The sequence below is a fragment of the Paenibacillus wulumuqiensis genome (assembly GCF_000971965.1).
In the GTDB taxonomy this organism is placed as follows: Bacteria; Bacillota; Bacilli; order Paenibacillales; family Paenibacillaceae; genus Saccharibacillus; species Saccharibacillus wulumuqiensis.
This window is the reverse complement of record NZ_LAQP01000016.1, coordinates 153,212-178,788: the sequence shown is the minus strand read 5'-3', so window position 1 is coordinate 178,788 and position 25,577 is coordinate 153,212. Positions and strand designations below refer to the sequence as shown.

Annotated in this window: 23 protein-coding genes and 1 pseudogene; 15 read left to right on the top strand and 9 right to left on the bottom strand. The window is 49.1% G+C overall.

From position 1 onward, the window contains the following. Nucleotides 1-125 precede the first annotated feature (125 nt). The 3 genes from WH45_RS19165 to WH45_RS19155 form a co-directional block, all read right to left on the bottom strand. Nucleotides 126-659, bottom strand: coding sequence for a DoxX family protein (locus WH45_RS19165; RefSeq protein ID WP_046216024.1), 534 nt, complete (start codon nt 657-659; stop codon nt 126-128). Nucleotides 660-1,425: 766 nt separating this feature from the next. After that, complete coding sequence (locus tag WH45_RS19160) at nt 1,426-1,656, bottom strand: hypothetical protein (protein ID WP_046216023.1); 231 nt, start codon at nt 1,654-1,656, stop codon at nt 1,426-1,428. Between the two features lie 265 nt (nt 1,657-1,921). After that, nucleotides 1,922-2,902 carry a BtrH N-terminal domain-containing protein gene (locus WH45_RS19155; RefSeq protein WP_046216022.1) on the bottom strand — a complete coding sequence of 327 codons (981 nt, stop codon included), beginning with the start codon at nt 2,900-2,902 and terminating at the stop codon, nt 1,922-1,924. Between the two features lie 349 nt (nt 2,903-3,251). On the opposite strand from WH45_RS19155, the gene WH45_RS19150 reads away from it, so the two are divergent. From WH45_RS19150 to WH45_RS19110, 9 genes are all read left to right on the top strand, one after another. Continuing rightward, nucleotides 3,252-4,094: an RCC1 domain-containing protein gene (locus WH45_RS19150; RefSeq protein ID WP_046216021.1), complete on the top strand. Its 843-nt coding sequence runs from the start codon at nt 3,252-3,254 to the stop codon at nt 4,092-4,094. 171 nt (nt 4,095-4,265) lie between these two features. Further along, a complete protein-coding gene (locus WH45_RS19145) occupies nt 4,266-5,261 on the top strand; it encodes a LacI family DNA-binding transcriptional regulator (RefSeq protein WP_046216020.1) in 996 nt (331 codons plus the stop codon). 130 nt (nt 5,262-5,391) lie between these two features. Continuing rightward, a complete protein-coding gene (rbsK, locus tag WH45_RS19140) occupies nt 5,392-6,309 on the top strand; it encodes a ribokinase (RefSeq protein WP_046216019.1) in 918 nt (305 codons plus the stop codon). Beyond that, the gene (rbsD, locus tag WH45_RS19135) at nt 6,309-6,722 is read left to right on the top strand and encodes a D-ribose pyranase (protein ID WP_046216018.1); all 414 of its coding nucleotides are present in this window, start codon (nt 6,309-6,311) and stop codon (nt 6,720-6,722) included. The genes rbsK and rbsD overlap by 1 nt, the downstream gene beginning before the upstream one ends. A gap of 60 nt (nt 6,723-6,782) precedes the next feature. Further along, nucleotides 6,783-8,264 carry a sugar ABC transporter ATP-binding protein gene (locus WH45_RS19130; protein ID WP_046216017.1) on the top strand — a complete coding sequence of 494 codons (1,482 nt, stop codon included), beginning with the start codon at nt 6,783-6,785 and terminating at the stop codon, nt 8,262-8,264. A gap of 1 nt (nt 8,265) precedes the next feature. Then, nucleotides 8,266-9,234 (top strand): ribose ABC transporter permease RbsC, encoded by a 969-nt coding sequence (gene rbsC, locus WH45_RS19125; RefSeq protein WP_046216016.1) that lies wholly within the window; start codon nt 8,266-8,268, stop codon nt 9,232-9,234. A gap of 35 nt (nt 9,235-9,269) precedes the next feature. Then, nucleotides 9,270-10,196 (top strand): ribose ABC transporter substrate-binding protein RbsB, encoded by a 927-nt coding sequence (gene rbsB / locus WH45_RS19120; protein WP_046216015.1) that lies wholly within the window; start codon nt 9,270-9,272, stop codon nt 10,194-10,196. 251 nt (nt 10,197-10,447) lie between these two features. Then, complete coding sequence (locus WH45_RS19115; RefSeq protein WP_046216014.1) at nt 10,448-11,326, top strand: aminoglycoside 6-adenylyltransferase; 879 nt, start codon at nt 10,448-10,450, stop codon at nt 11,324-11,326. A 96-nt stretch (nt 11,327-11,422) separates the two neighbouring features. Further along, the gene (locus tag WH45_RS19110) at nt 11,423-12,322 is read left to right on the top strand and encodes an arginase family protein (protein ID WP_200897754.1); all 900 of its coding nucleotides are present in this window, start codon (nt 11,423-11,425) and stop codon (nt 12,320-12,322) included. Between the two features lie 83 nt (nt 12,323-12,405). Here WH45_RS19110 and WH45_RS19105 read toward each other — a convergent pair whose 3' ends face one another. Further along, nucleotides 12,406-13,461, bottom strand: coding sequence for a hypothetical protein (locus tag WH45_RS19105; RefSeq protein ID WP_046216012.1), 1,056 nt, complete (start codon nt 13,459-13,461; stop codon nt 12,406-12,408). A gap of 217 nt (nt 13,462-13,678) precedes the next feature. Between WH45_RS19105 and htpG the strand changes: the two genes are divergently transcribed. Both htpG and WH45_RS19095 read left to right on the top strand, forming a co-directional pair. Continuing rightward, entirely contained in the window at nt 13,679-15,580 is a 1,902-nt protein-coding gene (gene htpG / locus WH45_RS19100) for a molecular chaperone HtpG (RefSeq protein WP_046216011.1), read from the top strand. 169 nt (nt 15,581-15,749) lie between these two features. Beyond that, nucleotides 15,750-16,571: a copper amine oxidase N-terminal domain-containing protein gene (locus tag WH45_RS19095; RefSeq protein ID WP_046216010.1), complete on the top strand. Its 822-nt coding sequence runs from the start codon at nt 15,750-15,752 to the stop codon at nt 16,569-16,571. A gap of 262 nt (nt 16,572-16,833) precedes the next feature. Here the strand turns inward: WH45_RS19095 and WH45_RS23800 are convergent. The 4 genes and pseudogenes from WH45_RS23800 to WH45_RS19075 all read right to left on the bottom strand — a co-directional run. Beyond that, nucleotides 16,834-17,330, bottom strand: a pseudogene (locus WH45_RS23800) (IS3 family transposase); the annotation flags it as partial. Continuing rightward, complete coding sequence (locus tag WH45_RS23255) at nt 17,302-17,403, bottom strand: hypothetical protein (protein WP_235338420.1); 102 nt, start codon at nt 17,401-17,403, stop codon at nt 17,302-17,304. The pseudogene WH45_RS23800 and the gene WH45_RS23255, both read right to left, overlap by 29 nt. Before the next feature lie 243 nt (nt 17,404-17,646). After that, complete coding sequence (locus tag WH45_RS19080) at nt 17,647-18,702, bottom strand: sugar ABC transporter substrate-binding protein (RefSeq protein WP_046216007.1); 1,056 nt, start codon at nt 18,700-18,702, stop codon at nt 17,647-17,649. Nucleotides 18,703-18,729: 27 nt separating this feature from the next. After that, entirely contained in the window at nt 18,730-20,436 is a 1,707-nt protein-coding gene (locus tag WH45_RS19075; RefSeq protein ID WP_235338419.1) for a methyl-accepting chemotaxis protein, read from the bottom strand. Between the two features lie 375 nt (nt 20,437-20,811). Here WH45_RS19075 and WH45_RS19070 point away from each other — a divergent pair, with 375 nt between their 5' ends. Together WH45_RS19070 and WH45_RS19065 are read left to right on the top strand one after the other, a co-directional pair. Next, nucleotides 20,812-21,396: a bifunctional transcriptional activator/DNA repair enzyme AdaA gene (locus WH45_RS19070; RefSeq protein WP_046216005.1), complete on the top strand. Its 585-nt coding sequence runs from the start codon at nt 20,812-20,814 to the stop codon at nt 21,394-21,396. A gap of 63 nt (nt 21,397-21,459) precedes the next feature. Further along, a complete protein-coding gene (locus WH45_RS19065) occupies nt 21,460-22,083 on the top strand; it encodes a flavin reductase family protein (RefSeq protein ID WP_046216004.1) in 624 nt (207 codons plus the stop codon). Between the two features lie 91 nt (nt 22,084-22,174). Here WH45_RS19065 and WH45_RS23615 read toward each other — a convergent pair whose 3' ends face one another. Beyond that, nucleotides 22,175-22,342 (bottom strand): hypothetical protein, encoded by a 168-nt coding sequence (locus WH45_RS23615; protein ID WP_156075162.1) that lies wholly within the window; start codon nt 22,340-22,342, stop codon nt 22,175-22,177. A 105-nt stretch (nt 22,343-22,447) separates the two neighbouring features. On the opposite strand from WH45_RS23615, the gene WH45_RS19060 reads away from it, so the two are divergent. Together WH45_RS19060 and WH45_RS19055 are read left to right on the top strand one after the other, a co-directional pair. Further along, nucleotides 22,448-23,629 carry an ABC transporter substrate-binding protein gene (locus WH45_RS19060; protein ID WP_046216067.1) on the top strand — a complete coding sequence of 394 codons (1,182 nt, stop codon included), beginning with the start codon at nt 22,448-22,450 and terminating at the stop codon, nt 23,627-23,629. 108 nt (nt 23,630-23,737) lie between these two features. Further along, a complete protein-coding gene (locus WH45_RS19055) occupies nt 23,738-25,576 on the top strand; it encodes an ABC transporter permease (protein ID WP_046216003.1) in 1,839 nt (612 codons plus the stop codon). The last annotated feature ends 1 nt before the right edge of the window (nt 25,577 follow it).

The following is a 25,577-nucleotide window of genomic DNA, read 5'->3' as shown; positions in this document are numbered from 1 at the left end:
GACAATCCCCCTGTAAGCTTCGGCTAAAGAAGCATGCAGGGGGATTGTCAGGTGATACACAGTATGGTTATGAAGGGAAGTGGGCGGTTCTTTATTTGTATATGAATCCGCCGGATGTTCACTGGTTAAGCTGCTTTATGATCGGGAGCGGGTGCTGTAGGTGTGCCGCCATGTTTGGTATGTTTTTTGAAAAGAGTGGCTTTCAGGTAAGGCAGTACCCAGCGGTCCAGACCGATTTTACCGGCATTGGCACCAGCGACGACGATGAAGATCTCGGCCAGCAGCAGGTACGGGTTGGTGCTTACGGTACCCGAGAAGAGGAAGGCAAAGTTCATGACCATGCCCATCAATGCGGCTACTGTAGTGAACGTACCGAGGATCAGTCCCAATCCGACGAGGAATTCGCCGATCGGTACGAGTACATTAAACAGTTCGACATTCGGCAGTGCAAAGTTCTGGAGGAACGCGCCCCAACCTGCCTGGACACTTGGATGCTCGCCGCCGGTGCTGGCGATTGCACCTGTGAGGAACCCGGTGGCGTCGAATCCGCCAGTCAATTTGCCCCAGCCGCCTTCAATCCACTGGAAGCCGATATATACGCGAAGTACAGTCAATAACCACATTGCCACTTTGTTTTCTCTAAGCCATCTGTTCATGATGGATCACTCCTTGGGTTGGTATAGGGTGCCGCTGTAACGGCCCGGTTGGTGAATGTATAATCTGAAGCCTGGTGACTTCGTGTTGGGTGCTTCTTGATGGAAGATGATCATCTCTTTCATGTCTTTATATTAAATTAAAACTAAAATTTAATATGTGATTAAAATCACAATGTTATGTGGAATTTGAAATAAATTTGGAGTGTTGGTTGGAGAAAGGAGAATTTCGCTTACTTGCGGGGGTGGAGAGTTTGGCATAGACCGCTCCGGAAAGGGATAGAGGCACGGCCTCCGGTTAAGCCTGGAGATCCTTGAGTTGTGAGAGAAGATGAGGATCTCCAGGCTTAAAGGTCGTTCGTCGCCCCTACTCCCTTTCCTGCGCTCTGTGCATCGTGCTTCCATTTGTGCATAGCTTCATGAGTATGTTTTTATAATCTCCTTGTTGTACAAGCATAATTAATAATTAAATTGTTATAGGAACACTTGGATAAAAGGCTGCTTATCACGTTATAGTTTATGTATAATCCCACTATTAACGCAGCTTTTTCATAACAAAGCGAAGCAGCCAGACAAGTGCGATCAGTACAACAATCAGCATAATCACTCCGGGAATACCTATGCCACCGAACATAATGAATACCTCCTTGGTCAGTATCGCGTCTATTATCATATCTTATAAGTGAACAAGTACAAATACAAACAAGTGAGAATTCCAACGCTAATTCCTATACCCATTTCATGTCGGCAACTATTCTTTGTATTCGAGCGATTACCGGCTCTTATTCTCTTCTCGCCATTTCTCCAAGCCTTCCAGGATCTGATAGATCCACACAGCTACGGCAATATAACAGGCCAGACTGATCAGATACTTGATCCCATTTTCCAGCGTAAACCAACCGGCGGCCATATCATATTGCAAAAAGGAAAGCCTGCGAAAACTGAAATTGCCGATCACATTAGCCAGCAAAAATGCCAGAATGAACTTGCGAAGTGTTTTCATGGGAGCCTCCTTTGGGATCAGGATAAGCAGGAAGATAAGTAGGCCTGGCTGACAAGTAAGATGGTTCGGCGTTGGTATGGTGGCGCTGTACCTGCATGCATTATGCCAGGATATGGAATGATTATACCCGAATTGTCCGGAAAGATGCTTGCCAGGTAAGGCAAAAACAAGCACGTTTTGCAGAGTGCTTGTTTTTATGAGTAAATTCAGAGAAAGGAAAAAGATATGCTATGGGCAATCCTCTTTATTTTCTCGTTGTACTGGGTTAACGCAATAATTCCATGGCTGTACGTTCTTTATCTGCAATTTCAAGTAAAAGCTGCGATGCTTGCACTAGTTCCTGGTAGTCTTCTGTTCTGCCCGCACGATCAATGGATGCAGACACATTGACCCACATGGGAGCGATATCCGCGAACAAATCATAGGCATGCTCAATTTTGGGCTCTTGCAGCAGGTCGATGCATTCTCTCAAAAAATCCCGATACAAATTCCGAAACAAAGCCCCTCCGGTTCCTGCTTGCTCCATGAGCAGTGCTGTCAGACAGAAATCATGTTCGTGGCTGCCGCTGCGGGAGAACCAATTCAAAATTTCTTTGCTCATTTTTACAATACCTTTATTGCCAATATTACGGATGGGTGGATTCAGATAATCATGGGCGTTTCTGGTCAACGATTTTCGTATAGCAGGAACAAGTGGAGGCAATTTGTCGATGGGCTCAAGCGTAAAAGAACGATTACGGGAACTCATAAATCCTTTGGCATTTCGTGCTGCGGCCAGACTGGATAAGCGTGTTTTCACATCTCCGCCCTGCTGCGCGGTATCCACCATATAGGCATGTTCATCATCATAACCATATAGGACTGCGTAATGTCCGGCAAAATGAACTTTGTTTACAAAATAATCCAGATAATAGGGGTCCAGCTTTAGCCCAACCGGAATTCCGCGTTCAATGCAACTCTGTACGTTTTGCCACGCCTTGTTGACGGAGGATGTTTCTTGAATAGGAACAGTCAAATGGAGACAGTCCGCAAGGTTGGCGATTAATACATCCGGTTTCACCCTTCCTCCTATAAACGGAAATTCCATTCCTTTCGAATCCCAGTATATAAAGCCAAGCCCTTGTCCGAGTCCGAACAGTATCGGCTCAGATAATGGAATTCCTGCATGCTGCAATAAATTGCCTATCGCGGTCGTCTCACAATGATCGCCTTGATAAGGAGTAAAGCTTTCAATGATCGCTGCCATTACTTCATCCTCCTAAATGTAAAACTGATTATTTATAATTACTTGTATTGTAGCCGGCTTTCACTGACAACTGTATGTCATCTTTTAAGAAAAAAGAGTCCATAATTCCATTTTATTCTCTATCCTACGGGCAATAGGAGAGGAGCCCGAACACCGATTGAAGCCGCTGAAGCAAAATTAACTCAATTTGAATCTGCAGGGCTGATTCTCCTACAGATACAAAGGCGCTGATAAAACTCCTAATGAATGGGACAGTAGTGATAGTAACTGCATAGCGAGGAGTCTGCAATACTACGTCGAATAAGAAAATATATAATCAAGAAGTTACTGACAGGAAGCGGTGTTGCAGATGAAACAGTTACGTAACGATACGATAGCCGCAGGGCCACGTCATAGTGTAGGTCTTAAAATGGACGGAATGGTAAGGGCAGTGGGGGATAATAAATACGGTCAATGTAATGTAAGTGATTGGTACGATATCGTCTCGGTGGCTGCCGGTAATGTACATATGGCGGCGAACACAGGGAATGCTCATACCGTCGGTCTTACAACAGACGGTATAGTGGTAGCGACAGGCTGGAATAGACATGGTCAATGCAATACTGGTCACTGGCGCGACATAGCAGCAGTGGCAGCAGGTTGGTGTCGTACCATTGGAGTCCAAGCGGATGGTTCAGTAGTTGCTGTAGGTCGAAATAACGAAGGCGAATGCGACGTAAGTGATTGGTATGATATGGTGGCGGTCACGGCGGGTGACTGGCATACCATAGGTCTCAAATCAGATGGAACAGTTGCGGCTGTCGGTAACAACCAGTATCGTCAATGCAGTATAATGGACTGGTGTGACATGATGGCTGTCTCGGCAGGGTATCTTCACACCATTGGACTCAAATTAAATGGCACTGTTACAGCTGCAGGCTGGAATAAATATGACCAATGTAATGTCAGCGACTGGTCTGATGTAACAGCAGTTGCAGCAGGCAGTTATCATACCGTAGGTCTTAACGCAGACGGTACAGTAGTGGCAGTAGGCTCGAATAAGCATAACCAATGCAATGTAAATGGTTGGCATGATATTAAAGCTATTGCAGCAGGATGCGCCCATACCCTCGGGCTTAAGTCAGATGGCACAATATTAGCTGCAGGTAATAATGATTACGGACAATGCAATGTAATAGAAAGCATCAAATAAGATCCAATCGATGATGCAAAGCGCACTGAAGCAGTTAAAGCAAAACCAGCTCAAACTGAGTACACCCTGCACAACCTCTCCATACTCATATGAAAAAATACCATTTGCCAAAACCAAAACCTTATGATACTTTATATATGTAACCGGTTACAGATTCGAGGTGAGCAGCAAATGACAACCATAAAAGACGTAGCAAGCCATGCAGGTGTATCGGTAGCCACTGTCTCCCGTGTCATCAACGAGACCGGCTATGTTCATGAAGACACCCGGCGCAAAGTTGAAAACGCTATCCAGGAATTGAACTATACGCCCAATGAAGTGGCGCGTTCCCTATACAAACGCAAATCCAGATTGATCGGTCTGCTGCTGCCTGATATTACGAACCCTTATTTTCCACAGCTGGCGCGTGGAGTGGAGGATCGGATGCAGGAGAGCGGATTCCGCTTGATCTTTGGCAATAGTGATGAGAGTCAGATCAAAGAGCAGGATTACATACAGACTTTTGTGCAAAATAACGTAGTCGGTTTGATCTCGTCTACCAATGATCCGGGTTCGGCTTCGTACCGTTCGCTGAAAATTCCGGTTGTGTTTCTGGATCGCATATCGAGTGATCGCCCGGCGGTCTATGCGGACGGCCGGGAAGGCGGGCGGCTGGCGGCGCAGCAGATGGTTCAGCGCGGGAGCCAGCGGATTACGGTGATGCAGGGGCCGGCTCATATTCGTCCGGCGCAGGACCGCTTTCAGGGTGCGATTGAAGTGCTGCAGGATATGGGTATGAACTATCAGGTCACGCAGACTTCATCCTTTTCCTTTACCGAAGCCGATCGGTGGGCGAGAGAGCTGTTCAAGCAGCATCCGGATACTGATGGAGTGATCGCCAGTAATGATATTACGGCCGCAGCCATCATTCAGGAAGCTCATCGTCTCGGCAAAAAGATTCCGTTCGACGTGCAGATTATCGGATTTGATGATACGCCGCTCAGCAATCTGTTATCGCCGGCACTGTCGACGATCCGGCAACCTGCCTATGATATGGGCCGCGCGGCCGCCGATCTGTTGATTCAGCTGATCGAGGGCACTGCCGTAGAGAAGCGTACGATCCAAATGCCGGTGCAGTTTATCGAACGGGAGACGACCCGTCCTCTATCGGAGAGAGAGCCATCTTAATATAAAGTAGTGAAACATGGCGCTATCCATGTCTGCTACAGAAGCTTGCTGATTGTAAATAGCTTTTCCTTTAGATTCAACAAACCGTATCCCAATCTACTATAGTCATAACGAAAGGTGGAATCTTATCATGTCCCAATCTCAACATACATCATCATCCTCTTCTGCCAAAGCCAAAATCTGCGTGATCGGCAGCTGCTCGATGGATCTGGTCGTTACATCTTCCCGGCGGCCGGGTGCAGGCGAGACGGTACTGGGCGAAAGCTTCAAAACGGTCCCGGGCGGCAAAGGAGCCAACCAGGCTGTTGCAGCGGCACGTCTGGGCGCGGAAGTAACAATGATCGGCCGGGTAGGCGATGATCACCTGGGCGAAGCCATTTTGCAAAACTTTAAAGACAATCATGTGAATACTGATTATATGGAACCGGTTACAGATATGGAGAGCGGTACTGCCCATATTATTCTGGCTGAAGGGGACAATAGCATCATCGTGGTCAAGGCTGCCAATGATCATGTCACACCGGATTATGTAGCCAAGGCTGTGAAAGTCATTCAGAGCTCAGATATGGTCATGATTCAGCAGGAGATCCCGGAAGAGACGGTCGCTTATGTAAGCGAGATTTGTGCAAAGGCCAATGTACCGCTGCTATTGAATCCGGCTCCTGCACGTCATGTGAGTGAAGCGGTGATTAACAATGTCTCTTATATCACGCCAAATGAACACGAAGCTGCGGTTCTTTTTGAAGGATTGACTCTGCAGGAAGCACTTCGTCAGCAGCCGAACCGTCTGTTTGTGACCGAGGGCAGCAACGGAGTTCGTTATTATGATGGTGAGCAGGAAGTGGTCGTACCGACTTACAAAGTGGAAGCGGTAGATACCACCGGAGCAGGCGATACATTTAACGCGGCTTTTGGCGTGGCGCTTGCAGAAGGCCAGTCGCTGCAGGATGCTCTGCGTTTTGGTAATCGTGCAGCGTCTCTCTCTGTCACTAAATTCGGTGCCCAGGGCGGAATGCCAACACGCCAGGAAGTGGAGGAACAACTGTAATGAAGAAAAGTGGAATTCTGAACAGTCATATTGCCAAAGTACTCGCAGATCTCGGACATACCGATTATATCGTGATTGCCGATATCGGATTGCCGGTCCCGGAGGGAGTGCCAAAGATCGACCTGGCACTCACCTATGGCGTACCAAGCTTCCGGGATGTGGTACAGGCCATCGCCGCAGACATGGAGATCGAGCAGATCACAATCGCCGAGGAGATGATCGGGCAGAACCGGGAGACTTTTACCTATATGCAAAGGGAATTTGGCAATATTCCATTGTCGACATGCAGCCATGAGCAATTCAAGCGTCACAGCCAGCAGGCCAAAGTGATTATCCGCACCGGTGAGTCCAGACCGTATGCCAACTGCATTTTACATGCGGGTGTATATTTTGGAGCTGAAGCGCAGAAGTGACAGTAATAGGTAACCGGTTACAGAAATAAGAAAGCAGCAGATTCAAAGGAGGCATTGTATATGCAGATTCAGATGAATGGTATTTACAAATCCTTCGGTACAAACCAAGTTTTGAGCGGGGTTGATTTTGATCTCCGTCCAGGCGAAGTTCATGCACTGATGGGTGAAAATGGAGCGGGCAAATCAACGTTGATGAACATTTTGATAGGTCTGCATGAGCGTGATCAGGGAACGATCGTGATCGACGGTGAGGAGACATATTTTGATAATCCCAAAGTGGCCGAGCAGAAAGGGATCGCTTTTATCCACCAGGAGCTGAATATCTGGCGCGATATGACGGTGCTGGAGAATTTATTTATCGGTAAAGAGATGACTTCCAAATGGGGCTTGCTCAACACCAGACAAATGAAAACGCTAGCAAAAGAGCAGTTCCGCAAACTGGCGGTCGATCTTCCTCTGCAGGGCGAAGCGGGAGACTGTTCCGTCGGCCAGCAGCAGATGATCGAGATCGCCAAAGCGCTGATGACCGATGCCAAAGTAATCGTAATGGATGAACCGACGGCAGCGCTCACCGAACGAGAGATTCAGAAGCTGTTCGAAGTGATTGCTTCCCTCAAAAAAGAAGGCGTCTCGATCGTCTATATCTCGCACCGGATGGAGGAGATTTTCGCGATTTGTGACCGGATTACGATTATGCGGGATGGCAAAACGGTAGATACCAAGGAGATTCCGCATACCAACTTTGATGAAGTCGTGAAAAAGATGGTCGGACGCGAGCTGACCGAACGTTATCCGGTACGATCCCCGCATCCCGGCGAAGTGATCCTGGAAGTGAAGGAAGCGAGCAAAAAAGGCCAGTTTCGTAATGTGAGCTTTACCGTACGTGCGGGAGAGATCGTCGGCTTCTCCGGTCTGATGGGTTCGGGACGGACCGAGATTATGCGCACCCTGTTCGGCCTTGATACGCTGGACAGCGGAGAAATATGGATACGCGGCAAAAAAGTGACTATTCGCAGACCGGATGATGCGGTCAAGCACGGAATCGGCTTTATTACCGAAGACCGCAAGGATGAAGGGCTCGTACTGGACTTCTCCATTCGTGAAAATATGGCGCTGCCCAACCTGTTCAGCTTCTCGTCCAAAGGATTCATTTCCGGCAAAAAAGAAGCTGAATTCGTCGACACGCTGATCAAGCGGCTGCAGGTCAAAACGCAGTCGGCCGAGACGCCTGCACGCAGCCTCTCCGGCGGTAACCAGCAAAAAGTCGTTATCGCCAAATGGATCGGCATCGGACCGAGTCTGCTCATTCTGGACGAACCGACCCGCGGAGTCGACGTGGGCGCCAAGCGTGAAATCTATCAGTTGATGAATGAACTGACCGATCGCGGGGTCGCCATCATCATGGTGTCTTCCGAACTGCCGGAGGTGCTGGGGATGAGTGACCGGATCGTAGTCGTTCATGAAGGGCGAATCAGCGGGGAACTGTCCAGCCAGGACGCTACCCAGGAAACTATTATGACGCTAGCTACAGGAGGACAGTGATATGTCAACGATAACCAAAGAAAAATCGGAGAAAAACTTCAAATTATCCAATGTTACACAGAAGCTCGGCCCATTGCTGGGATTCATTATTCTGGTCATTATTGTATCGGTATTGAACCCCGGCTTCTTGGAACCGCTTAATATTTTGAACCTGCTGCGTCAGGTTGCGATTAATGCGCTGATTGCATTTGGTATGACCTTTGTTATTTTGACCGGCGGTATCGACTTGTCGGTCGGTTCGATTCTGGCGCTATCCAGTGCGTTTGTAGCGAATCTGATGCTGGCAGGCGTGGACCCGATTCTGGCGATTATTATCGGTTGTGCCGCAGGTGGCGTGATGGGGATGGTTAATGGACTCATGATCACCAAGGGCAAAATGGCACCATTTATCGCCACACTGGCGACGATGACCATCTTCCGCGGACTGACGCTTGTCTACACCAACGGTAATCCGATTACGGGGCTCGGCGACAGCATGGCATTCCAGCTGTTTGGACGCGGTTATTTCCTCGGCATTCCGGTGCCGGCGATTACGATGGCGATTGCTTTTATCATCCTGTGGGTGATCCTGCACAAAACGCCTTTTGGCCGTAAAACGTACGCAATCGGCGGTAACGAGAAAGCGGCGATTGTATCCGGTATCAAAGTACCGCGTGTCAAAATCATGATTTATTCGCTGGCTGGTGCATTATCCGCACTCGCCGGGGCAATCCTGACTTCCCGTCTTAATTCGGCACAGCCGACAGCAGGTACATCATACGAGCTGGATGCGATTGCAGCGGTAGTGCTCGGTGGCACGAGTCTGTCCGGTGGACGCGGACGCATTGTCGGTACGCTGATCGGTGCGCTCATCATCGGTACACTGAACAACGGTCTGAATCTGCTCGGTGTATCTTCGTTCTACCAGATGGTCGTCAAAGGGATCGTTATCGTCATCGCTGTATTGATCGATCGCAAAAAGTCGGCATAACCGATAGATTTTAAAAAGGAAAAGAGGAATCAGGCATGAAAAAAATCGTACCTTTACTGGCCGCTGTCATGATCGTTGTGCTGCTCTCCGGCTGCTCCCTGCAGCCGCCGGAATGGGCCAAATCGGAAAAGTCGGCCAAACCCGGTGAAATCAAAATCGGACTGTCTATCTCCACACTGAACAATCCATTTTTCGTATCGCTCAAAGACGGTGTCATGAAGGAAGCGAAAAAGCTGAATATCGAAGTGATCGTCGTCGATGCACAGAATGATTCGGCCAAGCAAAGCAATGATGTCGATGATCTGATGCAGCAGGGTGTGGATGCGCTGCTGATCAACCCGACCGATTCCGCCGCCATCTCGGCAGCTGTGCAATCAGCGAACGGACTGGATATTCCGGTCGTTACGCTGGACCGCTCCGCAGATAAGGGCGATGTCAAAGCATTGGTCGCTTCGGATAATGCCAAAGGCGGCAAAATGGCAGCCGAATACATCGTCAAGGAACTCGGCAAAGACGCCAAAGTCATCGAGCTGCAGGGTGTACCGGGCGCATCCGCTACCCGTGAACGCGGTAAAGGATTCCACGATGTAGCCGATAAAGAACTGGATGTCGTCGCCAGCCAGGCGGCAGACTTTGACCGTACCAAAGGTCTGACTGTAATGGAGAATCTGCTGCAGGGCAATCCGGATGTACAGGCCGTATTCGCTCATAATGACGAGATGGCACTCGGTGCGATCGAAGCGATCCAGAGCTCCGGCAAGGACATTCCCGTGATCGGATTCGACGGCAACGAAGACGCGCTGAATTCGATCAAGGAAGGCAAACTGACCGCTACCGTAGCCCAGCAGCCCGAACTGATCGGACAAATGGCTGTAGATGCCGCGCGCGATGTGCTGCAGGGCAAAACGGTCGAGAAGTCGATCCCTGCTCCGCTGAAGCTGGTGACCAAGGAAGATCAGTAAGCCGTGCTAATGCGTTAACCTCCAATATGAATGTAAAAGACAGTTCTTCCCTATCGATTCCCCGGTCCTGACGCTTTGAACAGCGTTCGGGCCGGGGAACTTTTTTCATTATTAAGAGGGATATTAACTCTTTGTTGAAAAGATATTAATTCTTCCACAACCGCTACCCATCTACGTCCATGTTAGGTATAATTTAACAATGTCCATTTGTACATCATTCTGACAGACGCAAAGAAAGGAACCTGATAACGATGCGCAATAACCAGCAAATGATGGATCTGATCCTGAACTATGCCCGTGATGATGAGCGTATCCGGGCTGTCGCCATGAACGGTTCCCGGGTGAATGAGAATGCACCGGAAGACCCTTTTCAGGATTATGATGTGGTGTATCTGGTCACGGATGTGGATTCCTTTACCTCGGATCATGGCTGGGTGGATTATTTTGGCGAGCGGCTGATCATGCAGATGCCGGATAACTCTACATCAGAGCCGCCTCATCCCAGCGGCAGCTTTGCCTACCTGATGCTGTTCGCCGATGGCAACCGGATCGATCTGCGGCTACTGCCGATTCAGCAGCGTGAAGCCTATCTGCAGGAGGACAAGCTCACGGTCTTGCTGCTGGACAAGGATGGAATCATACCGGCTCTGCCGGAACCGACAGATGAGGACTACCGGGTAGCCCAGCCGACAGCGGCCCAATTTGCGGAGTGCTGCAATGAATTCTGGTGGGTATCCACCTATATTGCCAAAGGGCTGTGGCGGCGCGAGATGCTGTACGCGCTCGATCATCTGGATAGGTACGTACGTCCAATGCTGATCCGGATGCTGTCCTGGCAGGCAGGAGATCGGTATGGATGGCAGATCAGTATCGGCAAAAGCGGCAAATATCTGGATAAGTATGTATCGGCAGAGGATTGGCAGGCACTGCTGGCTACCTACTCCTGTGCGGAGGAGGAGTCTGTCTGGCAGGCGGTATTTGCAATGACCGATCTGTTCAGTCGAACGGCCCGGCAGGTGGCTTCCTGTCTGGGACTGGAATATAATAGGGAAGAAGAAGGAAATGTAACTGCCTATCTGCGTCATGTAGCAGGATTACCGCATGATGCCACACACATTTACCCGGACTGATTACATATACAGGCGAGGATTCCGAACGGACTGAACGTTACAGGTTACGGTACAAGTTACGGAAGAGATTCGTCCCATAGAGAGAGGAATACCCTAATGAGAATGCGAGCAATTGATATTTTTGAATTTCCCACCAATCTGGGACTGCGACAGCTGGACCCGGATCACGAACCGGGCGTCAACCGGATGCCGGAATGGCTGCATCAGCATGGACTTCATGAACGGCTGCAGGCCGAGCATGTATTTCGCCTGGAACCGCCGGCTTATGGGATGGAGCAGGATGAGCCTTCAGGCATACTGAATGTGGAGGCTGCTTCGGATTATGCGATTCGTCAGGCGCAGCTGATGAGCCGCCAGCTGGAGCGGGACAGCTTCAAGCTGATCCTCGGCGGTGACTGCAGCATACTGATCGGCAGTACACTGGCCCTGAAGCAGCGAGACAAATACGGTCTGTTCTTCCTGGATGGACATACGGATTATATAACACCTGATCTCTCGCAGACCGGAGGCATTGCCGGGATGGATCTGGCGATTGCTGCCGGAGTAGGCGATGAGCGGCTGACCAATCTGGAACAGTGCAAGCCCTATGTGGAGCCGCAGCATATCTTCTGTGTCGGCAACCGGGAATATGATCAGGCTTATGTGAAGCCAGTCCTGAAATCGGACGTGCATTATTACGATCTGGCACGCGTGCGCAGCGAAGGCATTCAGCCGATGATCGAGTCCTTTTTGGCGATGATGAATGAACAGGAACTGGATGGTTTCCTGATCCATCTGGATGTGGATGTGCTGAATGATACGCTGATGCCAGCGGTCGACAGCCGGCAGCCGGATGGACTGAGTTATGACGAACTTGCGGAAATACTCATTTCGCTCGTCTCCCACCGGCTCGCTGTCGGGATGGAAGTAAGCATTCTTGATCCTTCGCTGGATCCGGATGGACAATATACCGCAGCTCTGGTCAATCATTTGACCGATGTGCTGGATCATATGTAACCGCAAAAAGACGACAGCTATCATCCTGTCGTCTTTTGACTTTGTCATGATATTGTCGTCTGTTGGGTCTTATAGCAGGCCGTCTAGCCGTTCAACTGTTGGATCTGTTCCCAGCGCTGTTCATACTGTTCATGAATACGGCGTATCTGCTGATCATGCAAAATGGTCTGGGCGATATTACGCTCCAGCATGGCGACGACACGGATCTGGTCGGCGATCTGCTGCAGCCGGGTGATCCGCTCATCGGTGGACGGCGCGATCTTCCGGTACGATTCCCGGATAGCGCTCCAGCTGCGCACACTTTGCTGAAAACCATTCAAAATGAGCTTCAGTGGTTCCTTCGACGGATCTGCGAGATGTTCGAGCAGCAGCAGGAACTGAATCCGCGCCTGCATCACCAGCAGCATCTCCAGCTGCAGATGTTCTTCGGCCTCCGAGACGGCAGTGGCAGCATGCTGCTGTTCCAGCTGATCCAGTTCGACCAGCCGCTCCGCCAGCACATCCATCGAATCAAAGACCGGGATGCTGCCATCTTCATGCCCCAGATTACGCCGGGCGCACTGGATCAGCAAAGTGTACGGATCAATGGCAGCTGACAGAGTGCTTTCCGCTAATGGTGTAAAGGTAATCAGATCGCCGGTAAATCCGGCTTCAAATTCCGCAAATGGCTGCGCATGATTTTGTGTCAGATAGGCTACATCAGTGCAGCGCAGCTGATGGGATAATTCCTCATGGTGGGTCACAATATAGAAATGGGCATTATGTAGCTGCTGATAATTCTGTTTGAGCCAGGAGCAGTAAAAGGTATCGCCCTTGACGAGTACAGGACGCTGCTGCCGGCTTTCCTGCTGAATGATCTCCAGTGCCTGCTGGGTAGACTGGTTTCGGTGAATCCGCTGCTGCAGCTGGCTGGCATTAAGAATCTGCTCATATGTAGTGTGATACGCTCGTGCTTCCTGTCCGAGTGCCTGATATTCCAGCGGTACATGAGCCTGATACTCAGGGAAGGTCCAGGCATGGGCAAAAGCCTGCAAATAGCCGCGGTTAAAATAAGAGGCAATCGTCGCCATGTTGCCGATCAGATTCGCCCGTTCAAAGCCGGGCAGAGGCTTCAGCAAAAAGCTGTAATCGTTCGACATCAATCGAGTCCTCCTTCGTGTTGTTCGTTATCATTATATAATAGTTCAGTTAATTAATGAAATAATCCGCACGGCTCACTTAACGTTGACATCCAAAATAAGGGTGTGATATATAAAAGATAGGGTTTAGCACTCTGTTCTTACGAGTGCTAAATTAACGGATTGGAAGCAAGTGCATAAGCACTTACATATACTCATGAAGGGAGCAATAATCGTTATGACGAAAAAGCAATTTCAGGCAGAATCCAAGCGTCTGCTGGAGATGATGATTAACTCGATCTACACACACCGGGAGATTTTCCTGCGGGAGCTGATCTCCAACGCAAGTGATGCCATCGACAAGATCTACTACAAGGCACTGACCGACGACCAGCTCACATTCAACAAAGAGGACTACTTTATTAAGATTACACCGGATAAAGCCGCCAGAACCCTCACAATTACCGATACCGGGATCGGGATGACCGAAGAAGAGCTGGAGAACAATCTGGGTGTCATCGCCAAGAGCGGATCGCTTGCTTTTAAAAAGGAAAATGAAGCTCAGGATGGTCACAATATTATCGGGCAATTCGGGGTCGGCTTCTATGCAGCCTTTATGGTAGCGGATGAAGTGACCGTCATTACACGCGCACTGGGCAGTGACCAGGCATACCGCTGGTATTCCAATGGAGCGGACGGTTATACGATCGAACCGGCAGATAAGGATACTGTAGGTACCGATATTATTCTGAAAGTGAAAGAAAACACCGAAGATGATCAGTATGATGAGTATCTGGAAGAATACCGTCTGCGCACGATCATCAAGAAATATTCAGACTTTATCCGTTATCCGATCAAGATGGATATCACCAGCAGTCGTCCGGCCGAGAAGCAGGAAGGTGATGCGGAAGACAAAGCACCGGAATACGTGGATTATACCGAAGAACAGACGATCAACAGCATGATCCCGATCTGGCGCAAAAACAAAAGCGAACTGACCGACGAAGACTACAATAACTTCTATCAGGAGAAACGCTATGGCTTCGACAAGCCGCTCAAGCATGTGCATATCAGTGCTGACGGTGCTGTCGTATACAACGCGATCCTGTTTATCCCGGAAAATACGCCGTTCGATTATTACACCAAAGAGTACGAAAAAGGCCTGGAACTGTACTCTAACGGCGTACTGATCATGGACAAATGTGGCGACCTGCTGCCGGATTACTTCAGCTTTGTCAAAGGGATGGTTGATTCCGAAGACCTGTCGCTCAACATCTCCCGTGAACTGCTCCAGCATGACCGCCAGCTGAAGCTGATCGCCAAAAACATCAAAAACAAAATCAAATCACAGCTGCAAAGCATGATCCGGGACGAGCGCGAGAACTATGAGAAGTTCTATACTTCTTTTGGCCGTCAGCTCAAGTTCGGTGTGTACAATAACTACGGCATGCATAAGGACGATCTGCAGGATCTGCTGATGTTCCATTCATCCAAAGAGAAGAAGCTGGTTACACTGGATGAGTACGTATCCCGTATGCCGGAAGATCAGAAGTATATCTACTATGCAGCCGGTGATTCCATTGAGCGCATCGAGAAGCTGCCGCAGACCGAGATGGTCTCCGACAAAGGCTACGAAATCCTGTACCTGACCGACGATATCGATGAATTCGCACTCAAAGTGATTGCTGCATACAAGGAAAAAGAATTCAAATCCGTATCCAGCGGCGACCTCGGTATCGAGCCGGACGAGAAGGATGAAGCGGCACAGGCAGAGGAGAATGACAACAAAGAGCTGTTCGAAGCGATGAAAGAAACGCTGGGCGGCAAAGTGAAAAACGTTAAAGCATCCAAACGCCTCAAATCCCATCCGGTCTGCCTGTCCACAGACGGCGAACTGTCGATCGAGATGGAGAAAATCCTGCAAATGATGCCAAACGGACAGGATGTCAAAGCCGAAAAAGTACTCGAAATCAACGTCAACCACGACGTATTCCAGTCCCTGAAAAAAGCGTATGAAGGCGACAAGGAGAAGCTGGGATTGTACACCAATCTGCTGTACAATCAGGCGCTGCTGATCGAAGGCCTGCCGATTCAGGACCCGGTTGAGTTTACGAATGATATTTGCAAAGTGATGGTGTAAGGTTAATCTGGTTTAATGTTCTACAAAGTAAAAGCACTACGAGCTGAATTCTCAGCTTGTAGTGCTTTTTTGCATCAAACTATTGAGCTTTGGACTATTAGAAAACTACATTATGTAACATTTTTTAGTTTATTACGTTAATAAATAAAACTTCTAAGGAGCTAATACTATGAAAATGTACAAGATTATATTATCGCTTTTTCTTTTAATCGTATTTTGCTTTCCTAAGGAAAGTAGTGCCCAAGCAGCAACAAAAGCCACATCTCCACCTATATTAAAAATCAATCAATATTATATCCTTTTTACCTATCCAACCTCTCCATACGTTGATAAAAACAACCGCCTTCTCGTTCCATTGCGTTCGTTAAGTGATTTGCTAGGGGCGGAGGTTTCATATAATGGAAGTTCCAAAACAGCCAATATCAAATTAAATGGCCATAATCTAATGGTCACTACTAATTCTAAAGATGTAGTCATTGATCAGGTTGCGAAACAAATGGATACAATACCTGTTCAAAAAATGAATTCTTTATTTGTTCCTCTTAAGGTATTACTCGAATATTTGGATGTAAAAGGGAATTATAATGCAGACAGCAAATTAATTGAATTAAATGATCCTCATTATATGAAGAGTACTAAACAATTAACTCAAGAGACACAAGATAGAGCTAATCTAGATGAAAATCAGACTGCTTTTACAATTACATCTTATAAAGTAGATATTTCTTCTAGCGATCCAAAAAATAATATCTGGAGAGGTAGCTTAACTTATACTGCTAAAAACGTTACAGATCATACCATTGAGCAAGGAAAAGAAGACGTTCATTCAGTTTATATGCTTGCTAATGGCAACTCGCAGGCAGAACTTTACAATTATAAGAGAGAAAATCATCAAGCAGTAAAATCTGGTGGCTCTATTACTAAAAAAAGAAAACTTATTGGTAATGCCAACCTAAGTTATATTATTGTTAAGCCTTACGCTGTAAATTAATTTTATATATTTTAAATCACATTAAGCCTTCTAAGCTAAAAACGCGTTAACATTCGACCATTCGACTAAGCAGAGTTTACTTTTAAGCTTCAACATTATGGTTGAATGATTGGGACGTGTCTGAAAACTAATGATTGATTACGTTTAAAATAGGCGCGGCATACACAAAAGTTAATAGGCTAAGTGGTCTAACTATAAATAATTAAAAAGCCGGAAGCTTTGGTCATAACCCTGTTAAGTAGACAAGAAAAAAGAGACACTATTATGCTGCGACCGTTTCTCGGTATTCCACCGGGGAACGGTCGTTTAGTTTATTCTGAAAGCGTTCGTGGTTATAAAATGAAACGTATTCTTGGATAGCTTGTTTCAAGTCAGAAACCGATTCTAGATGTGTTAAATATATTTTTTCGGTTTTCAGATGTGAAAAGAACGATTCGATACAGGCATTGTCAAGGCAGTTTCCACGTCTAGAATGGCTGCCGACGATTCCAAGTCGGCAAGTTTACGGTTAAACGGCTTTGAGGTGTATTGAAATCCCTGATCAGAATGCAGGAGGGCATCCGTTAGATCTGTTTTCTCACAGAGCATGTCTACTGTTTTGGTAACCAGCAAGAGATCATTTCGCTCGGACAAATGCCAAGCCACAACCTCGTTGTTATATAAATCCTGGATTGCGGAGAGATACACAAAACGCTCTCCCACACGAATGTATGTAATGTCAGTAACTCGTTTACGCAGCGGTGCCTCTTGCTGAAATTGGCTGGCCTTCGCGGTACCGCTTTACCCATACTTCTACCTGTGATTTATTTCGAATTCCAAGTTGTCTGGCCACCTCTCGGTACGATATGTTTCCCCTCGGTAACCCGTCTAACGGCTTGCATTTTTAGCTCTTCAGGATAACGGTTATTCATACGGCCTGTTTTCCCCACAAAAAATCCCCTCCAGTCTCCAATGTTTAAGTCCATCTTACCAGATGTCTTTTTTACATTGTCTACCATGAGGGGATAATACCAGCTGCATATGCAGTCTCCGGCTTTTTGATAGTTGTATTCCTTTTGATTAGATAAATGGGTTGTTATTTCGTACCGTAAATGTCGGCTTCCTTGAGATAGTCATCCTTGACGACGGTATCACGGATATTGTCAGCGGTCACAGCGGTAGGCTCCAGCAGGATGGAAGGGACGTCGATTTTGCCGTTGTTCACCTGGCTGGTTGTCTGGATGGCTGTACCCTGTGCTACCTGCAGCGCCATATCGGCAGCCTGTTTGGCGATGGCTGTGATCGGCTTGTAAATGGTCATCGCCTGGGTACCTTTGGCAACGCGCTGTACACCTGCGAGTTCGGCATCCTGTCCGGATACAGGCACACCGCTGACGCCTGCGGCCTGCAGTGAATTAATGACCCCACCGGCTGTTCCGTCATTGGCTGCGACGACCGCATCGATCTTATTACCGTTTTGCTGGAGGGCGGAAGCCATATTTTTCTGTGCAGTGGCCGGGTCCCAGCCTTCGGTGTACTGGTCATACACGAGGCGAATATCGCCTTTGTCGATCAATGGCTGTAATACGCTCATGGCACCCTGGCGGAACAGGATGGCATTATTATCGGTTTTGGCACCGCCGATATAGGCATAGCTGCCGGTCGGCTGACGTTTGACGATTTCCTGTGCCTGCATTACGCCAACCTTCTCGTTATCAAAAGACACATAGTAGTCGACATCCGCGTTTTTGATCAACCGGTCATAGGAGACGACTTTGATTCCGGCGGCGTGGGCTTTTTCGACGATAGCAGCGGATTTCTCGGCATCATGAGGCACAACGACGAGCACATCGACCCCTTCATGGATGAGCAGTTCAGCTTGCTTGAGCTGTACATCGTCCAGCCCGTTGGCTGCGAGCGTCTTGACCCGGCCGCCCTGGTCCTGAATTTCTTTCTCGAACAATGCTTTGTCTTTGTACCAGCGCTCTTCTTTGAGTGTATCGAGAACGAAGCCTACATAAGGCTTGTCATCCGGTGTCAATTTGACCTTGGCAGGGTCGGAAGTCGGAGCAGCCGGTGCCGGTCCGCAGGCGGTCGACAGTACGGCAGTGGCAAGCAGCATCGTTCCAAGCAGTGTTTTGGTTTTTCTCATGTTATATCCTCCTGATATCGGCTTCATCTACAGATGGAAGCGTCCGATCATGGTATTCATTCGTTCGACCATTTCCTTGAGCTGCAGGGCGCTGCTGGAGATATGATCGATGGAAGCTTTCTGTTCATGGACGGAAGCTGAGATCTCCTCGGCACCTGCCGCCGACTCTTCGGAAATGGCGGCACTGTTGTTGACCGCTTCATTAATCTGGCTGCTGGCGCTCTGGGCATGCTGTACCGTATCGGAAATGGCACTGACGCGTCCGGTCATGTCTTCAATATACTGCTTGATCTCGGCAAAGTACTGTCCGGTGATCTCGATCTTCTGTGTACCTTCGGATACTTCCGCATAGCCCTGCTTCAGTTCCTGGGACATGACGGTAGATTGTTCCTGAATGTCGCTAATCACGCCGGTAATATCTTCGACCGAGCGGGAGACTTCTTCCGACAATTTGCGGATTTCTCCGGCGACGACCGCGAATCCTTTGCCGGCTTCACCTGCGCGTGCCGCTTCAATGGAAGCATTCAGCGCCAGCAGGTTGGTCTGCTTGGCAATCGATTTGATCACATCGGTAATTTCCGTAATGGAATGCGTTTTGGCTTCAAGACTGGCTACTTTATCTACAGATTGGTTCATGACCTGATTGATCACGCTCATCTGTTCCAGGGAAGCTTTCATCTGATGGTCGCCTTTGATGGAAGCACTGAGGGCTTCATCGGAGAAGGTGACGAGTTCTTCGCTGTGGGCACGGGCACGATCCAGACGTCCGCTGAACTCGTGCGTACTTTCGGCAATTTCTGTTGTTTCGTTTGCCTGGCTGCTGGCTCCGGAAGCAAGTTCCTCGATAGTGATGGCGATCTGTTCGCTGCTTTCTTTGACTCTGCCGGATACATCGGACAATGCGGTTCCGTGAGTATCCATTTCCACAGCGAGCACCTGCACTTCACGGATCATATTTTGCAGGGAAGAACCCATTCGGTTAATCGAGTCGGACAGCAGCCCGATCTCGTCATTGCCGGTATAGAGAAGCGGTTCATTATTCAGCTGACCTTCGGCGATACGGTCGCTCGCCTGAACGACTTTGTTCAATTCCCGGTTGATGCGGCGGCTGATCACATACATGAGGACAAAGCCGATTACAATAGAGGCAATTCCGGATACGACGAGCAGGGTGACGGTACTGGTCATGCCTTTTTTGGTCTGCTCGATGGATTGGCCGCTCTCCCGGCTGGCGACTTCCTTGAGCTGATTGCCGGCTTCCATCGTTTGTGCTTTCAGCTGTTCAGCTTCTGTCTGGAGTTTGCCGAAGCTCTGGGTATTGATATTTTGTACATTGGGAACGATGGTACTGAAGAAGTATTGATCCAGCTTGTCATTGTTCTCCAGGATCTGATTAAATGTCTGCATCTGTTCGGCACTGAGCAGCGTTTTGGCTTGCTTGGCGATCTCCGTGAATTTCATGCTGTCATCCAGATAATTGGATAAAATCCGATCTTCGGACAGTAATATATATTCAGGAATATGATTGTATTTCTGGTTGTACAAAGACAGCAGCTCGGAGATGTTCATCGCTCCCCAACTCTTCATACTGGATGTCTCCATTGTTTTCCGGGCGTTCTGTAGTACCGTATAGGTAGCGGCGACAGATGCCAGGAAAATAACCGATACCAGAGCGAAAATAAGCATATACTTCATGCCGATTTTCAGATTGCTCCATTTCCATTTTGTAATCAAATTGACTCCCCCTGATCTAGTAATACTTAACATAAAATGTAATCACGTATTTATATCGGTCAAAAGGAGCAGGGACTAAATAGCTAAGCGAGCTATAAAAGAGTAAGTATCCAGCTAAAAGGTAGCGTTTTCACTAAAATGGTGACAGGACAAGTCGGAGTCTGATTTTTATGGAAATACATAAAGAGAAGTAACCAATTCAGAAGCAAAAAAGCGTAAAATGAATTATGAAATGAAACCGAGGTACTTTTCCATATTTGTTATAAAAAGAGATTAGTAGAATAGATTTGCCAAGCGGCAGAGTCATTTGAACGTTACACAAGACAGCCCAATGTATTTCAACAATTAGGTAGCAAGATTGGAAGGAGAGATCATATGTCTAACCATAACGGCCTGGAATTAACAGAAACCCACTGGCAAGCGATCATCCGTAACGATGCCTCCTACGACGGTATTTTCTTTTACGCGGTTAAGACTACCCGCATTTTCTGCAGACCATCCTGCAAATCACGTATGCCCAACCGGGAGAATGTAAAGGTCTTCCGAAATGGACAGGAAGCGCTGGATGCCGGATTCCATGCCTGCAAAAGATGCCAGCCGGATCAGCTGCAGCCGCCGCGCACCGAATGGGTCGAAGATGTGGCTCTGCTGATCGAACAGCGCTATGCGGAAAATTGGAGTCTGGATGATCTGTCCCGGGAAGTCAGTGTAAGCCCGTTTCATTTGCAGCGCTCGTTCACGGAACTCAAAGGCTGCTCTCCCGCCGAATACCTCCAGTCCATACGCCTGCAGCAGGCGGCAGGGCTATTGCGGGAGACACAGAAGACCGTCTCCGAGATCGGCATGGATGTAGGCTTCCTGAATCCCGCCTATTTTGCCACCCTGTTCAAAAAGAAAAACGGGCAGACTCCCACCGCTTATCGGCTGCGGATGTACAGCAGCAATGAACAAGCAAGATAACAAAAGACGGATCACTCCCGCCTCTTTTATACTGGGCATAACCTGTTACAGAGGAGTGATCCCATGCACCAAACTATCGATCCAAGCATGCTGTATTTCGGCACACCGGTCGTACTGATCAGTACCCTGAATGAAGACGGAACACCCAATCTGGCACCGATCTCATCGATCTGGTGGCTGAACCATTCCTGCATGATCGGCATGTCCAGCCGCTCCCAGACGATGCTGAATCTGCAAAGAGAGCAGCAGTGCGTACTGAACCTGCCTTCCGCCGACCAGGTCCATGCAGTCGACCGCCTGGCACTCACAACCGGCAGAACGCCAGTACCGGAATACAAAGCAGCGATGGGTTACATACACGAACCCGACAAATTCACCAGCGCCGGCCTGCACCCGCTGCAAGCCGATCAGGTCAATGCGCCAAGAGTACAGGAATGCCCTGTGCAGATGGAAGCCGTCGTCGAACAAATCCATGCCTTTGACAACAAGGGCACCGGCCATATCAACGCTGTTGAACTGCGAATCGCCAAGGTACATATTGAGGAATCCCTGCTCACGCCCCCTCGCAACCATATCAATCCGGACCGCTGGAAGCCGCTGATGATGAGCTTCTGCGAATTCTACACCCTTGGAGAAAAGCTGCATCCATCCCGTCTGGCTGCCCCTTTTATGAACAGCCATGACTAATCTTAATTGCGCAGCCTGTTCACCATTACCGTCGATGGGACAATTGGTGATACAAGCGTACAGGGCAAATTGAACGATGCAGCTAATGACGCTAGAAGTACCAGACCTGCAACCTCACCGCCCATAGCAACTCCCAAGCGACCGTAGCTTCCTCAACCCGAGGCAGCCCACGGTCGCTTTCTTTCTTTTTTTGAAAGAAAATTATCATAATTAAATAAAAAGATAATTTTTTACCAAATTCTTCACCTTCGTTAATCATCTTCTTACACTTCCCCCCTAATATGAATAAAGAAAGCGGCGCACGGCAAGCTGAAGGACAGCAATGCCGGAGGATGCCATTTATCATGTATTCCAGGAGGAATTTATGAAAAACGGATCAATGAATCACCAATGGATCAAACCTGCAGGCTTGCTGTCTCTGCTGCTCGTGCCTGCTCTGCTGTTATCGGCCTGTGGCAATACAGGAACCGAAGCGGCGGCGAACGGACAGGCGGCTCAGACGATAACGACGAATGAAACGGCGGACCAGCTATACGCCCAGGCCAAGCAGGAAGGTAAAGTAGTCGTGTATTCCACATCCGGCCGGGCCAATGATGCCGCCGAGACCTTTATGAAAAAGTACCCCGGCGTCAAAGTCGAAGTGAGCAAAGTCAAATCCGACGAGATGATGGATAAAGTCACCAATGAACAGGATGCCGGACAGTTCAACCCGGATGTGATCATCACCAAGGAAGTGAGCGGAGCGGTCGGCAAGGAAATGGTCGAACAGGGACGTTATCTCAAATACCTGCCCGATGATATCGCGCCCAAAGTCGACGAGCCTTACCGCACCAAAGCGCCAGGTTATGCCAACTATGCCGAATTCCGCACGATCTTTTACAACACCGACTATTACAAAAAGACTCCCGTCACCAACTGGTGGGACCTGACCACGCCGGAGTTCAAGAACAAAATATATGTCGCCGATCCGCTCAGCTCTCCGGCTTTTATGGATCTGTTCACTACGATGGTCATACATAGCGATGATATGGCTGCCGCCTACAAGCAAAAGTTCGGCAAGGATATTCAGCTCAGCGGTACGGAAAATGCCGGCTATGAATTCATCCGTCAGTTGTTCGCCAACGGACTGACCGTCCTCAAGGGCAGTGACGATGTACTGGATGCGATCGGCAAAACGCCGAGCGGTGCAGTGGGTATCGCCGTCTCCGGCGATGTGTCCAAAGTCGAGGAGAATGGCTGGGATGTGAAGCCGATCTACGATATCCAGCCGAAGACGTCAGTAGCGGATTCCGGCTACCTGTACATTGCCAACAAAGCGCCGCACCAGGCCGCCGGCAAGCTGTTTATCCGCTGGATGATGGGCGAGCAGGATGGTAAGGGCGAGGGCCTCGCAGCCTTTAACGAAGTGGGATCATGGGTACCGCGTTCGGATGTGAAGACCAAGAACCCGATCGGCTTTGAAGAGCTGAACCTGTGGGATTATGATGCGGACACACTGTATATGACTTCACCAAAGGTACGCGACTTCTGGATTCAGCAAAAATAATCAAAGTCTGATGAAGCTGCACCGTGGATCAGTGTGATTGCTGCCATTGCTGCAGCTTCATAGCTTCAATCCTACAAACTCAAAATACAAAAAAAGGAGGGGAGCCGGATGTCCAGCAAGTCATTGTCCCCCATCTCCCTGAAACGAAACCGGAGCCGTCTGTGGAATCAGGTGACTGGCTGGCTGCGCAATCCGGTGAACCTGATCGGTACAATCGGGCTGTTGTTCCTCACCTATACGATTATCTGGCCGGTAGTGGAGATTCTGATCGCCACCTTCGTCTGGAAGCAGCAGGATATGCGGATTACCGCAGCAGCCAATCCGGGGCATTTTACGTTTTATCACTGGCAGCGGGTGCTGGCGAGCGACATCAGTTCATCCCTGTTTTACAAGCCGATTCTCCATGCATCGGCGGTAGCGCTGTGTGTATCGGTCATCTCGATGGTGCTCGGCTGCGGTCTGGCTTGGCTGGTCACCCGTACCGATCTTCCTTTCAAAAAAGGCATTACCTTTCTGGCGGTCATTCCGTATCTGCTGCCATCCTGGGTTATTGCGCAGGCCTGGCTAACTTTTTTCAAAAACGAAAAGATTGGCGGGACGCCGGGGATTCTGCAGTCGCTCACCCATATAAGCACGCCGGACTGGCTGGCATACGGATTCGTGCCGATCGTGGCGTCGCTATCGATCCATGACAGTGTGTATTTCTTCCTGCTGGTCGGCGCGGCGCTCAGTTCGATGAACAGCCAGCTGGAGGAAGCGGCGAGTATGAGCGGAGCGGGACGATTCCGAATTTTGCGCAGAATTGTATTTCCGCTGATGCTGCCGGCGATTCTCTCGGGATTTATTCTTACCTTTACCCGGGCGATCAGTTCGTACGGGGTACCGGCCATTCTTGGTACACCGGTCGATTTCTATATGATCTCGACGATGCTGTATTCGAGTATGCGTGCTCGGCTGACGACAGAAGCGCATGTGCTCAGTCTGATGCTGATGCTGATCTCGATGCTGATGATCTATATGAACCACCGGATCGTCGGCCGCCAGCGCAGCTTTGTTACTGTCACCGGCAAGGACAGCCACAAGACCGTTATGCCGCTGGGGCGTCTGCGCCGTCCGCTGGCAGGGATCACAGTCATGCTTATGACGCTGGTCTCGGTCGTACCGCTGCTTATTTTGCTGCTGCAGACATTTATGCTGCGCGAAGGCGTGTATACGGCGGATAACTGGACGCTCCATTACTGGATCGGCGGCTCGGTGAGCGGGATCAATTCCGGTGAAAAGGGCGTACTGCACAATCCGATCTTCTTGCTGGCACTGCGCAATTCGCTCTGGATTGCGGCCATCTCGTCGGTGATCGCTGCCGTAGTCGGTCTGATTCTCGGTTATGTGGCGGCCAGAGGCAAACAGACGTGGATCGGGCGCATGGTCGATCAGGTATCCTTTTTCCCGTATCTGATTCCGGGGATTTCGCTGTCTGCAATCTATATTACGATGTTTGCCAAGCCGCATTTTATCGTTCCCGCGCTGTATGGTACGGTCTGGCTGATCATTCTGATTACCGTCGTCAAGGAACTGCCTTTTACCGTCAAGGCAGGCAGTGCGTCGGTCATGCAGATTGGCGGAGAGCTGGAGGAATCGGCCCAGGTGAGCGGGGCTTCCTGGTGGACCCGGTTCCGCCGAATTCTGCTGCCGCTGAACCGCAAAAGTCTGCTGTCCGCCTTTTTGCTCGTATTTATCGGGGCGATGAAGGAGACGGAGTTGATCATCATGCTGGTTACGCCGCGTACGGAGACACTGACGACATTAACATTTGAATATGTGGAAAAAGGCTACACCCAGCTGACCAATGTGGTGCTGATGATTATGATTGCGATTGTGATTCTGGTCTATTATCTGGCCACCCGATACGGCAAGGCAGATCTGACCACAGGGATTGGAGGACAATGAT